Raw genomic sequence first — 12164 nt, 5'->3', positions numbered from 1 at the left:
GGGGAAACATATACATGGCACATCAACCTCTTGATGATCTTGAACTAGAGACATTAGAAAATTTTTTGGAATCGGATCAAGTTCATGAGGAATGTCAGAACTTTGTGATGGCTCATGGCTTTTTGACGGCATTAGCTATTTGTCCTACACCAACAACGGAAGATCAGTGGTTACCGGTGATCTTCGAAGAGACACCACAGTTTGAAAATCCAAAGCAAGAAAAGCAAATTACTCAGTACTTAACTCGCCTTTTTGTTGATATTCAAAAAGAGCTAGAATCTGAAGATGGCTTTATGGTTCCTTGTGAATTAGAAATGGGCCAATCTCCTGAAGAGTTAAGTGAGCTGCAAGAATGGGCTACTGGTTTTATGGAAGGCGTATTCATGACAGAAAGCCAATGGTTTGAGTCTGAAAAGGAAGAAGTAGTAGCGGAGCTTTTACTGCCAATCATGGTCGCGTCTGACCTGTTTGATGATGAAGAAGTTGTTCAAATTCGTCACAGTGAAAAACTGACTGATTCTTGCATTGCACAAATACCAGAAGTAGTAACTGACTTATTTTTAGTGCTACGTACGGAACCAGAGAAGCGCCCTTTTCCCAAAGCACAGCCAAAACAAGGCAATAAAAACAAAAAGAAAGGTGGAAAGAGATAGTACTGAAAGCACCTGCTTGTCGCTTAATTCAAGCAGGTTCTTCTAAGAGCAAGAAGTGTAATATCATCTAATTGAATAGATTCACCCTGATATTCTGCTAATTTTTTTTCCGCTGTCCTTTGCGCTGTTATTAAGCTCTTCTCTGCATAAGAAGAATTAATAATGGCCTCTACTCTATCGTTCCCTAGCATTTCTTCAGAGATATTTTTCAACTCTAAGACGCCATCAGACATAATCACCAGAGTATCGCTTTCGTCTAGTTGATCGCTTTGTAGCCCCGCGTCAAATTCTCGTGCAGGTAAAATACCAAGAGGCATGTGGTTCGACCTCAGTTGATCGAGTTTGCCACCAGAACGACGAATAAAGGCATTAGGCATGCCGCCACCCCAATATAGGATTTTTCCATTAGGGTACAGCAACACCAAATAGCCAGCACAAAACATATAATCAGGTAAGACACTGATTAAAATTCGATTGATTCTTTCGGCTAACTTACCGATATCAAGCAAATCATCGACCGCATCAAAAAAAGCCTGCATGACAGGTAAGGCCCCTATTGATGCGGGTAAACCGTGTCCGGTGAAATCGCCAACAAATGCTAGACGAGCTCCATCAGAACGGGTTTTTACCAGGGCTAAATCGCCATTAAAGCTCGCTGCAGACAATCGAGTAATAGCAACATATTCGGAGTTTCGTTCGCTGCGTGTCTGAATGTGGTTAAGAACATGGTGCGCCATTTCATGTTCTCGTTCTATCATGGTTTGATAATAGGTGAGCGCTTTATTTTTACGGTACATTTCTTTGATCAATTCGACGTGGCGCATATGTGTCTTTAATCGAATATTGAACAAGATTTCACTGAATGGCTTAGGAATGAAATCATCAGCGCCGCATCTAAAGCAATTTCCCATAACGGCGTCTGATGTCTGTGACGCTAGAAATATAATCGGTACGAAGCGATTGCCAGCCATGGCTTTCATTTTTTTAACGAGATCAATACCACTGCCACCTTTAATAATAACGTCTAAGATGACAATATCCGGAGCGTAGTCGTAAAACGCATGTATTGCTTCGTCAAAGCACTCTACACTCTTGACCTGAGCGCCGACGCTTTCTGCACATAAAGAAATAATTTCGCGATAAACGGGTTCACTGTCTACGCATAATAATTTCATCTATTTAGCCTATTGAATGTCAAAGCGTTTATCGAAGCGAGAAATCATAAGAATATTCTTAATGAAGTCATTGGCTCCTTCTAATCGAATGTCACTTTCTAGCTCGATTGCATTCCTCATACTTAGTAGCATTCCAAGTGCTGCACTGTCTAAATATTCGACCATACTCATATCGACAACATAGCTTTTATACGTCTTTGGTAATGAAGAATAGGCTTCACGAAACTCATTAAATAAAGAAAAATCAAAGCTACCAATAATATGAATGGTGACAAGATTTTCTTCTTCGTTAACAGTAACTGAAATACTCATTGGCTAATCGAGCGGATCAAGCGATCTACTCGCCTCCGTGGCATTTTGGCGAAGATGGAGCAAGCGCATTGCGCTCATTCCATTCTTTGGTTGAGTATAGATGCATGGCTAAGGCGTGAATTTTCGTCATTTCTTCTTTTAGCGTAGCGTAAATAAGCTGGTGTCGTTGAACCAGCCTTTTACCTTCAAAATCATCACTCACTAAAACAAGTTTAAAATGCGATTCACTGCCTTCTGGCACATTGTGCATATGACTCTCGTTTTCGAGTGTCATATGCTGTACATCTAGGCTTTCGTTAATACGTTGATTTATCTGATTTTGTATAAGCATGTCATTCTCTATTATGCTGGAGTCGGTAGTGAGTCTACTTCGCCATTTAGTAGGGTTTGACCCTTTTCTTTCGGATAAGCAACATCGATGGATACTGCGCCGCCTTCTCGCCAAACACTAATAATAGTATCCATATTCGCTGCCATAACAGCGCGTTTATCATCTGGCGCTGCGGCAATAACTTGTAAGCCAATGTCCTTCATAAAGCCCATACAAGTTGACGTTTTAACCATATCAATTTTGTTGAAAGCTTCATCGAACATGGCCAGAGAGAAGCCGCCAACGATTTCCCCATCCATGGTTTCGTGTAAACGATACGTAGTCGATAAAGCAGCAGCGATGGCCAAGTAAAATGGAATCTGGTGCTCACCACCAGAGCCCGTTTGAATGCGCTGGCTCAACGTTGTTTTTTTGTTGCCGTCGGCATCCAAGATATCAACCTCAAAGTTATAAAACTTACGGTAGTCTGCAAGATCTTGTTGCTTCTCGTCATCTGATATCAATTCCTGAATCGACGCTATAGCTCGAGCGTGATCTGGATCGTCATTCAAGTGAGGGTCAAATAATCCACCGACATTTGCTTGATCTTGGGCACTAAAACGCTCAACCAAATCCAAGATGTCTTTCATATCGCCATTTGGATAGTAGCGGAATTGATAGATCTCTTGGTTAAATGGACGGCGTTTTAAGCTGTGGTTAAGCTCACGAATAATGTGTGCGACTTGATCAAGCGAGTCTTTCAGTTTAGAGACATAATCTGATCGGAATGTTTCCTCAGCTTCTCGACGAGCCAATTCCGCACGTTTAGCGTATTTGGCTAATTCAGTCTCACTAAGGACATCGATTTGATAAGAAACGTAATGCTCAAACTCTTCAAATTTCGATTCTAGGTAATCCAGTTGAACGTCATTATCAAGGTTAGCATGATGGTATTTACCATAATGGTCAGCCACTTCTTTTCGGACTTTCTGATCGAAAGTACGAGCTTTTTCGTTGGCCTTTTCAGCCCGACTGATGGCTTCTCTATAAATGGCTGCGCCATTTACCATGCTACTCTCCAATAAAGCATAACGCTCACTGGCGAATTCAGCATCGTATTTTGGATTAGACGTCAGGCGATTACGCTCTTCATCTAGAGCCGATAGCGCTGAGCTTAACTGACTTTTTTGGGTATTTAATGCACCAAATTGTTCTGCAATCTGTTGGCGCTCACGATCCAGTTTTTTCTGATCCAGCTCAACATTGGCAATACGAGATTTCAGCTCTTCAATACGTTCTTGTAGTTCGGTATCGTCATGCTTTTGCAATTGCATAATTTCGGCTTCAACTGACTCAAGTTCTTGAGTCAATCGAGTCACAGAATGGCTCGCATTGCTTATGGTATCAGCATCAAATTGATTGTTAGCCATGATACGACCAAGCAAGGAATCCGCTTGCTCAAGGCGCTGATCGGCCTTAAGGAAATTCATTAGTTCGCCGCTAAGGTTAGCTAATTGTTTTTCACGAGATTCACGCATGCCTTCGGTATTGATACCAACCATCATGTGTGGGACAAAACGAATGGTAGAGATAGTACCGGCAAGTTTTAACATGCCATCGGCTGTCATCGCGCTGTCTTCACGCAATAATTCACGCTCTGTATCAACAGGTTTTATTCCACCCAAGCGACGGTTTAAATAAGCTTGAGTGTGATCATTGTTACAACGTATAAAGCGTAATGCTGAATTATTGTCGCCGCGATTTAACCACAATCGAGTTTGGGTGGTGTCAATAACACGACACCCCATTAATTGTCGTCGATGAGCACGGAAAATACGAATCGCCTCTTCTGCCTCTTCAGGCTCAACGATCAACGCTTCACGTTGTGCACCTAGGTAACCTTCAATAGCGTCTTGCCACTTTCTGTCAGTGACTTCCGCTAAATGGCTCAGTGGTGTGGCTGTGATATTTGCGTCCTTTAATAACGCAATAAGTCGTTTTGTATTTTGAGAAAGCGGGCTAACCCCGCCTTTTAAAGAAGAGACATCTGATTCAAGCTGCTTACACTCATCTTTTAAGTTCAAAATGGTGCGGTTAAGCTCAGAACGTTGAGCAAACACTTGAGATTTTTCTTTATCTAAAGACTCATTAAGTGCAACCAGTTTCTGAGTCAAAGGTTTGAGATTACCTTCGATGCGTCCATCTTCTGAAATTAACCCATTAAATGCTGAAAACTCACTTACCAACGTCAGGGTTTCTTTTGATAGAAGGTCTTCAAAAGAATTCAGTGCCGATAACAATACTGTCAGCTGTCGTACTTGTAAGATGGCTTTTTGATCTTGCTGGCCTTGCAGTGTTAATAGCTTCTTATTTTGCTCTAGTTGTTGCAGTTTTAGACCAACGTCAGAGTGTTCATACTGTTGTTCGAAACGAAGCAACTGTCCCTGCAGTTGTTTTAATAGGCTGGCTTGGGTAGTTAATTCTTCTTCGATTTCCTCTTCACGCTCTTTTTGAAGCTCATATTGATCTTGTATATCGTCTTGCTTACTGCCCAACTCATCAAAACGTGCTTCTGTTGCGATCCATTGATAGTTAATCGCAGTTTGCTCTTGCTGATGCTTCTTCTCGCAATCTTGTTGAATCAGTCTTAAATCATCAATACGTTTAGAAACTTCAAGTGTTTTGGCTTCTAGCTGACGGTATTCATTGAGTGATTTCTGATAAGCCCCAACTTGTAAAGGCGCTTCTGCCAAGACGAAGTCTTGTACAAAGCGTGTAGGTGAAGCAATGGGAACAAACTTAAGCGCGTTTTTGAAGTTTTTAAGGAAGCTATCCTGTGTAACTAAATGATCTGGGCTCGGACTAAGTTCTTCTAAATAGCGGTTGATATATTGGGTAGCAGAAGCGCTGCCTGATTTAATGTATGGATCTAGGCAAACTTTTTTCAGGTTCTCACGCACTTCAATCCAGGGTTTAGCTTTATAGCTTTTACCTTCCATTGCATCGATGAAATCAGATTTGCGCGCGCCAAAATTAGACAGCACAAAGCGACCAAGAACATCCTCTTCCGGTGATGCTAATGACGCACTCAATGTAATCCCAACAGTGGACTCTTTGCCTGTGATGCTATCTTCAAAAACCAAAGCAAGGTAACTGGTTGCGTCTTGTCTTGGTTGGGTGCCGAAGGCTTTGGCATTGGCTTGCCCTGAGTCGATCATCCCCAAAATATAAGAACGAATGCTTCGACCACTCGCCTTGCCATCATTGGCACTGGCGTTGTAATTCAAGTGTCGCTTGCTTGCACCCGTCAAAACGGTTTGGATAGCATCAAGCAAAGAGGATTTACCAGAACCAGTTGGTCCAATGATGGCAGTATTGCCACGAATAGTTATCTCTTCTGCACCCAGCAGGTACCAATTGACTAATACGATGCGATTTAACTTTTTCATATCTTGGCCCTAGTCTTGAGTCGTTTCTTGTGTTGTTTCTGTTTCGGCATCTGATTCCACGATGTCGTCTTCATCTGGATCCGTACCATTAAATGACTCTAATTGTCTTAGGTACGCTTCTGTCACAATCAATCTCACCACAGGGGTTATATTGATCATTTGGTTCTTACTGTCTTCTTCGTAGGATTTACCTCGGATGACAATGCCATGACGACTGAATAAAGCCAGTATGTCTTTGAATCGTGTTTCGTTAGGAATTTCGCGCTTAACGAGCTGAACAAATCTGTCAAGAATGGTGTGTGTGTTTGTGGCGACAAAGCCATTATCGACTTCAAAGTTCTCAATTTTCTCTTCGTAAATTTGGCGAAGCACCAATAGGAATAAGGTTTCATCTGTTTTCAAACGAACAAAGGCTTCTTTTTGGATTGGCAAAACGCCGGCAAGACGCTCATTCTCGTTGATGTAAAGCTTCATTCCCAGCGCATCGAATAAGTTATCAAAGTAGTCTTGATAGGACTCAAGCAACAAGTAATGTTTTCGTTGGCCATGTTTGTAGGCGCTAGCAAATTGATTCGCAATCACAAAGTTTGCCGTTTGTTGGAATTCTTGAGCGTCTTTGCCTGACTCTTCAACGACTTTTTTTAATTCTCTAAGCATTACGCTTTGCTCCTACGCACTACAGTAAATTCACGACATTCAACGAAATTATGCACATCCACATACTGGTCAGTAAACTGTACTTCAAATGACTCTTCTATTTTCTTAGCGCTTACGCCAAGAGATCCGACATAACGCAAATGATCGAAGCAAACAAAATCTTCAACAGATTCAATAGTGAAATCTAAAATATGTTTGCTATCACCAGCCGCTATTTGTTTATCCAAATAGTTTTGCATCTTAGGAATGGTAACCTGTCGAGCTTCGTGGAAACGACGCTGCTGATCACGCAATCTTATTGCATCCGCTGACACTTCCGATGGTGTCATTACGCGAGGTGGTGGCGGCTCTCTGCGTTTTGTTGGTTGTGCGGCTGACGCCATACCGACAAAACGTGCACCAATAACATTTTTTAATGTTGGCAATTTGTCGAATTTTGCGACATCGGCAATAACGCCTGCGACTTTATTCGCCATGCCCGGACGTGAACTGTCCATGTAGCGGGCGGTATCAGCGGCTCTTTTTTCAAGACGGTATCGATATTCATCAATGCGTTCTAGGCGTTGTTCTATATTGCTAAAGGTTTGGATAATGTCGCGGCAATCTTTCTCGACCATGGCTTGTGCTTCAGCCATGGTAATGAGTTGTTGATCTACATAACACTGGGCAACCTGCCCCATGGTTTCAGGGTTGTTCAAAAACTCTTGTGTTAACTCGAGTATTTGTCGTCTAAAACGGAATGGGTTATTGCTCGTTTTGATGGTTTTATAGTCAGCAATCAAGATGCCTTCTACAAACAAGTCAAAGAAACCAGCAACAATCGCTTTAGGGTCTCGGCTAGCAAAGAGCTCTCTTTGCAAACTGCGTATCCCAAGTAAGATCTGATTCAGGTGAGCCGAGAAATCTCGAGATGCTTCAGCTGATTGACGTAAAGTTACCCCACGCTCTTTAGGGTGTTTTGCGACGGACTCCAAATTACTGAGTATGCTCAGTACAGTCGCACCATAATTGCGTTTGCCATGTCGGCTAATCTCGACGAGAGAACGCAGTAACATGGAGATTTGAGGTGTCATCAGGACGCTGACTCTATACAGTTCCTGCTCTTCCACTAACCATCCAGTATTCACCAGACGATGGTAAATTCTTAAGGCGTAATCATGGATGGTCTTAGGTGAGTCAAAGGACTCTTTTTGATCATCATGCCAAGCCAGCGTGTCTAACTTGTGCAAAGTGTCTTCTATCGACTCAATAATAGTGGATTTATCTTTTATTGGGTCTTCAGCATGATCATAAAAAATATCTGCAAGATCGTTCAGTACCGCTTCAATTAATGCTCTGTTGGAGCCGCTCAAAGCCTGAAATATTTCATCAGGTAAATGTCTAAATAGCATTCATTCGGCTCCCTGACTTATCGAAAACTAATACCATGTTTAAACCTTACCTAAATGATTGGCTACGACAGTTTGCATAGCTTGCTTTACTAGCTCATCCTCTCCAATTGGAGGTAATAGTTCTATCTGCAGGGCATCGCTCTGCAAAGCGGCGATTTGTGCAGGGACATCATGTCTTAAATGTCGGCCAACCGCTAAGAAAAGTGGCAATACAGCAACTGTTCTAACCTCTTCTCCCAATGTGGCAATAACTTCTTCTAAGGAGGGAGTGGTAAGCTCCATATAGGCTAAACTCGCGTTATTTTTCCCGTAAGTTAATGATACTTGCTGGTAAAGCGACTCGAAGGGCTGTTTCCAAAGAGGATCAGGGCTTCCGTGTGCAAGAAGTATGATGTGATCGTATTCTTTGCGTAGCATTTTGATACCTAATGTTTCTCGATTCCCCATTTTAGCCATCCTATATCAGAAAAAGAAGGTGCAGAACAAAAAACCTTACCATCTTCTGCATATATTTTGTGAAATACAATCTATTCTGAAGTATCAGGAAGTTATTGATCCTATTTCTTTTTTTGTACGTATGTTTATTACTCACTTATAACGAGAACAGGCTTTATGAGAATTTTGCTATCTGGTGCGACAGGATTTATTGGTCGCTCACTGCTTGCCACCTTATCACAAGAAGACCATCAGATTTACGCGCTTGTCAGGAACAAAAGCCAAACGCTAGACTCACGCGTTGAACAGGTCTATGTAAACGATTTAAAAAACATAGATGTGGCATTTGATGTGTTTATTAATTTGGCGGGTGAAGGTATTGCCAATAAACCTTGGAGCAAAAAACGTAAACAGGAACTTTTTGACAGCCGAGTCACTTTAACGAATAGCATTAAAAACGCCTTGCAATATCCGCCTAAAACTCTGATTTCTATGTCCGCAGTGGGCTTTTATGGAAAGGCAACATATGCCACTTTTTATGAAGACACGACGCCTGAGTCCGGTTTTGCCCATGATCTATGTGCGGCATGGGAAGATGCGGCCAATGGCTTTTCAAGCCAACAAACTCGTGTCGTGATTTACCGTTTAGGTGTTGTTTTAGGCAAGGGAGGCGCATTAGAAAAAATGCGTTTGCCATTCAAGTTAGGGCTAGGTGGCCCTATTGCCGGCGGTAACCAGTGGTTTCCTTGGGTCCATATAGACGATGTGATACGAGCTATTTGTCACGCAATGCAAGATGAGACTTTTGACGGCGCTTATAACATGGTGGCTCCACAGTATATTGAGCAAAAAAACTTTGCTAGGAGTTATGCTTGTTCGTTAAAGCGCCCTGCTCTTTTGCCTACGCCTAAATGGTTGTTGTCGATGATGTTAGGTGAAATGTCGTCTTTGCTCACAGAAGGGGCAAAGATTGTTCCGCAAAGGCTTGAGGAAAGAGGGTTTGAATTTAAATTTGACAATGTGGACGATGCATTAACGAATATCGCCCAAAGCTATTCATGATGAATGCGGTTAGCGCTTTTTCTTTAGGACTGGTAAGCCCTTATCATCATTCAGGGTGTTAGTGCATTTTGGGTAAGTAATGCAGCCCCAAAAGTATCCATTTTTGCTCTTTTTACGCACTAAGTAATGGCCACAGGCACGACAAGGATATTTTTTTGTACTGGATGGCGTTCCATTGTCATCCTCTACTGTCACCTTGCAATCTGGGTAATTAGAGCATCCCCAAAAAGCGTTGTCTTTGAAGACTTTTCTTCGCAATGGGGATTGGCAGGCTGGGCAAAGGTAACGCTTTGCCCTAACAGGCTTTCCTTGTTCATTATTGGCGGTGTAATCACAGCTAGGATAGGATTCACAGCCCCAAAACTCGCCATTAGCGCCTTTTTTTAAAACTAATAAGCTTTCACATTTGGGACAACGATAGCGTACTTTTGCCGATGTAATATGGGCATCATCCTGCTCTAGGAACTCTTGTTCCCAATTATTGGATGTGGTTTTGTTACGATCGTCTTCCTTCACTGCTTTACTCTTTGTTCTTGTAACAGGTTGCGCTGTCTTCTTGGCATTCTTTGCCGTCTGCTAATGACCTAATTTTAGCCGCACCTGCGCGTGCAGCATCGGCCGTTGCGTTGCCAACTTCTTTGGTTTTTTCCCAAACAGTAGCCCCTGTTTCTCTGGCTCCTTCAGAAGTCTTTCTTCCAAGCTCTGATGCTCTCTCACCAATTTCAGAAGCTTTTTCTGCGGTTTTATCTATGACTTCAGAGGTAGTGGATTTGGTTTTATCCCATAATATTTTAGTTTCAGCTTTCGCCTTATCGAACGTAGATTCATCCGCTTGTACGGACGTGGATATTAGAAAAAACGTTACGATCAGTAATTTGAAATACTTCATGATACCACCTTATCGTTTTTGGTTATGGAGTTGTGATCTTTTAAGCCTAACCAACTCATTAACTGTGAAATATTCGTTAAGCTGATGAGTTGCGGATACTGCAATAACGTCTCATCGGAGACTTCTTCGTGCTCCCAAGTACTGTGATACGGAACATGAATGGCGCGGGCGCCAAGATCCAATACAGGTAAAATATCCGATTTTAATGAATTCCCAATCATCAGAAAATTATCTGCTGAAATCTGGTGGCGTTTGAGTATTTGTTCGTACGCCTCTGAGTTTTTATCACTGACAATTTCTATGGCATCAAAGTAGTCAGCAATACCCGATCGAGCTAATTTGCTCTCCTGATCGAGCAAGTCGCCCTTTGTAATGACGAATAAATTGAACTGCCCCTTTAACTCAGACAGCACCTTCTTTATGCCTGGTAATAATTCCACTGGGGACGCCAGCATACGTTTCGCCAGTTCTATGATTTGATGAATTTCTGTGCCCGTAATGCGCCCTTCAGTTAACTCAATGGCCGTTTCAATCATAGATAAGGTGAAGCCCTTAATGCCATAACCAAAGTGCTCTAAATTTTTAATCTGTACAGCGGCCAAATGCGAGCGTACATAAGCTTCATCATGGTATGGCAAAAGTAGGCTTATAAAATCACTCTGTGCGTTTATGAAAATGTCTTCGTTTCGCCATAAAGTATCGTCTGCATCAAAGGCAATTGTTTGTATCTGGTGATTATTTATCGACATTTTACGACCATTGCTGTGTGTTTTTTTCTATTAAATTGACATATAACGCCACGTGATCAGGTGTGTCATTCAACGCTGGAATGTAATCAAATGCCAAGCCGCCATTGTCTTTGAATTCGTCTCCAAGCTCTAGAGTAACCTCTTCAAGTGTTTCGATGCAGTCGATAGAAAAGGCTGGACTAATGACATTGATTTTCTTAATGCCCATTGAAGGAAGTGCCTTTAATGTTGCGTCGGCATAAGGTTTCAACCATTCCTCACGACCAAATCTGGACTGATAGACGTGTGTCCATTCGTGATCCCCTAGTTCTAATTCTTCAGCAACCAGTTGGCTGGTTTTTTCGCAGCGGCGAGCATAAGGGTCACCATTGGTCACGTAGCGCTTTGGTATGCCATGGTAAGATAAAACCAAATGTCGTCTTTCGCCTTGTTTGTCCCATTGATCACGTATGGAGTTCGCGAGCGCTTTAATGTACATAGGGTGATCAGCATAATCATGCAAAAGCTGAAGAGATGGCCAGTGTGGGCATTTTTTCAGTGATAACATGACTCTATCGTAGGCCGCAGCGGTTGTCGTCGACGAAAATTGCGGGTACATAGGGATGACAATAATGTTATTAACGCCCTGTTCTCTTAAGGCTTTTGCAGCGGACTCAACGCTTGGATTGCCATAGGTCATTGCCAGCTCAACAGGAACTGTGTGCCCTGCCTTGTCAGATAAGGCTTTTTTAACATTGTTTTTTAAACGATTGCTCAATACCAATAAAGGCGACCCTTCATCCATCCAAACTTGTTGGTAGACTTTTGCCACTTTAGGCGAGCGAAAAGGTAAGATGACAAGGTTGAGTAGCGGCTGCCAAATTAAAGGATTGACGTCGACTACTCGCGAGTCTGATAGAAACTCTCTAAGGTAGCGGCGAACATCGGATGCCTCAGACCCATCTGGGGTTCCCAGATTCATCATCAAAACACCGTAATTACTATAGTTATGCATGTGATACCTTTTGATTTTGATCTCAGGTTTATTATAAACCCATTAAATTGGGGCAATAATGGAAATACCAAGTTTTACTGCACGCGAT

The 12164-nt window shown here is 42.3% G+C and carries 13 protein-coding genes; 2 read left to right on the top strand and 11 right to left on the bottom strand.

Going from position 1 to position 12164, the window contains the following annotated elements; all coding sequences use genetic code 11:
- Positions 1–14 precede the first annotated feature (14 nt).
- Positions 15–653, top strand: a complete 639-nt coding sequence (locus DFP75_RS04450; protein ID WP_110572601.1) for a UPF0149 family protein — start codon at positions 15–17, stop codon at positions 651–653.
- Positions 654–676: 23 nt separating this feature from the next.
- Here DFP75_RS04450 and DFP75_RS04445 read toward each other — a convergent pair whose 3' ends face one another.
- The 7 genes from DFP75_RS04445 to DFP75_RS04415 are packed head-to-tail and all read right to left on the bottom strand — an operon-like array spanning position 677 to position 8394.
- Positions 677–1828 (bottom strand): fused response regulator/phosphatase, encoded by a 1152-nt coding sequence (locus DFP75_RS04445; RefSeq protein WP_110572599.1) that lies wholly within the window; start codon positions 1826–1828, stop codon positions 677–679.
- Between the two features lie 9 nt (positions 1829–1837).
- A complete protein-coding gene (locus DFP75_RS04440; protein WP_110572597.1) occupies positions 1838–2140 on the bottom strand; it encodes an STAS domain-containing protein in 303 nt (100 codons plus the stop codon).
- A 25-nt stretch (positions 2141–2165) separates the two neighbouring features.
- Positions 2166–2471: a BolA family protein gene (locus DFP75_RS04435; RefSeq protein WP_110572595.1), complete on the bottom strand. Its 306-nt coding sequence runs from the start codon at positions 2469–2471 to the stop codon at positions 2166–2168.
- A gap of 11 nt (positions 2472–2482) precedes the next feature.
- Complete coding sequence (locus tag DFP75_RS04430) at positions 2483–5899, bottom strand: SbcC/MukB-like Walker B domain-containing protein (protein WP_110572593.1); 3417 nt, start codon at positions 5897–5899, stop codon at positions 2483–2485.
- A 9-nt stretch (positions 5900–5908) separates the two neighbouring features.
- Complete coding sequence (locus DFP75_RS04425) at positions 5909–6556, bottom strand: DUF4194 domain-containing protein (protein ID WP_110572591.1); 648 nt, start codon at positions 6554–6556, stop codon at positions 5909–5911.
- The gene (locus tag DFP75_RS04420; protein ID WP_110572590.1) at positions 6556–7947 is read right to left on the bottom strand and encodes a Wadjet anti-phage system protein JetA family protein; all 1392 of its coding nucleotides are present in this window, start codon (positions 7945–7947) and stop codon (positions 6556–6558) included. Before DFP75_RS04420 ends, DFP75_RS04425 begins: the two co-directional genes overlap by 1 nt.
- Before the next feature lie 39 nt (positions 7948–7986).
- Positions 7987–8394 (bottom strand): sirohydrochlorin chelatase, encoded by a 408-nt coding sequence (locus DFP75_RS04415; RefSeq protein WP_110572588.1) that lies wholly within the window; start codon positions 8392–8394, stop codon positions 7987–7989.
- 165 nt (positions 8395–8559) lie between these two features.
- On the opposite strand from DFP75_RS04415, the gene DFP75_RS04410 reads away from it, so the two are divergent.
- Positions 8560–9444 (top strand): TIGR01777 family oxidoreductase, encoded by an 885-nt coding sequence (locus tag DFP75_RS04410; protein ID WP_110572586.1) that lies wholly within the window; start codon positions 8560–8562, stop codon positions 9442–9444.
- A 9-nt stretch (positions 9445–9453) separates the two neighbouring features.
- Here DFP75_RS04410 and DFP75_RS04405 read toward each other — a convergent pair whose 3' ends face one another.
- The 4 genes from DFP75_RS04405 to hemH are packed head-to-tail and all read right to left on the bottom strand — an operon-like array spanning position 9454 to position 12076.
- Positions 9454–9960: a DNA topoisomerase family protein gene (locus tag DFP75_RS04405; RefSeq protein ID WP_110572584.1), complete on the bottom strand. Its 507-nt coding sequence runs from the start codon at positions 9958–9960 to the stop codon at positions 9454–9456.
- Between the two features lie 4 nt (positions 9961–9964).
- Positions 9965–10333 carry a hypothetical protein gene (locus DFP75_RS04400; protein ID WP_245926963.1) on the bottom strand — a complete coding sequence of 123 codons (369 nt, stop codon included), beginning with the start codon at positions 10331–10333 and terminating at the stop codon, positions 9965–9967.
- On the bottom strand, positions 10330–11082 hold the full coding sequence (locus tag DFP75_RS04395; protein ID WP_110572580.1) for an HAD family hydrolase: 753 nt from the start codon (positions 11080–11082) through the stop codon (positions 10330–10332). The genes DFP75_RS04400 and DFP75_RS04395 overlap by 4 nt, the downstream gene beginning before the upstream one ends.
- Position 11083: 1 nt before the next feature.
- A complete protein-coding gene (gene hemH, locus DFP75_RS04390; protein ID WP_110572578.1) occupies positions 11084–12076 on the bottom strand; it encodes a ferrochelatase in 993 nt (330 codons plus the stop codon).
- Between the last annotated feature and the right edge of the window lie 88 nt (positions 12077–12164).

The sequence above is a fragment of the Marinomonas alcarazii genome (genome assembly GCF_003208215.1).
In the GTDB taxonomy this organism is placed as follows: Bacteria; Pseudomonadota; Gammaproteobacteria; order Pseudomonadales; family Marinomonadaceae; genus Marinomonas; species Marinomonas alcarazii.
The sequence above is the reverse complement of the archived record's forward strand: the minus strand, read 5'-3'. Positions and strand labels throughout refer to the sequence as shown.

Coding starts and splice junctions, on each gene's coding strand:
- DFP75_RS04450 (WP_110572601.1), top strand. CDS start 15: ATGGCACATCAACCTCTTGATGATCTTGAACTAGAGACATTAGAAAAT.
- DFP75_RS04445 (WP_110572599.1), bottom strand. CDS start 1,828: ATGAAATTATTATGCGTAGACAGTGAACCCGTTTATCGCGAAATTATT.
- DFP75_RS04440 (WP_110572597.1), bottom strand. CDS start 2,140: ATGAGTATTTCAGTTACTGTTAACGAAGAAGAAAATCTTGTCACCATT.
- DFP75_RS04435 (WP_110572595.1), bottom strand. CDS start 2,471: ATGCTTATACAAAATCAGATAAATCAACGTATTAACGAAAGCCTAGAT.
- DFP75_RS04430 (WP_110572593.1), bottom strand. CDS start 5,899: ATGAAAAAGTTAAATCGCATCGTATTAGTCAATTGGTACCTGCTGGGT.
- DFP75_RS04425 (WP_110572591.1), bottom strand. CDS start 6,556: ATGCTTAGAGAATTAAAAAAAGTCGTTGAAGAGTCAGGCAAAGACGCT.
- DFP75_RS04420 (WP_110572590.1), bottom strand. CDS start 7,947: ATGCTATTTAGACATTTACCTGATGAAATATTTCAGGCTTTGAGCGGC.
- DFP75_RS04415 (WP_110572588.1), bottom strand. CDS start 8,394: ATGGGGAATCGAGAAACATTAGGTATCAAAATGCTACGCAAAGAATAC.
- DFP75_RS04410 (WP_110572586.1), top strand. CDS start 8,560: ATGAGAATTTTGCTATCTGGTGCGACAGGATTTATTGGTCGCTCACTG.
- DFP75_RS04400 (WP_245926963.1), bottom strand. CDS start 10,333: ATGAAGTATTTCAAATTACTGATCGTAACGTTTTTTCTAATATCCACG.
- DFP75_RS04395 (WP_110572580.1), bottom strand. CDS start 11,082: ATGTCGATAAATAATCACCAGATACAAACAATTGCCTTTGATGCAGAC.
- hemH (WP_110572578.1), bottom strand. CDS start 12,076: ATGCATAACTATAGTAATTACGGTGTTTTGATGATGAATCTGGGAACC.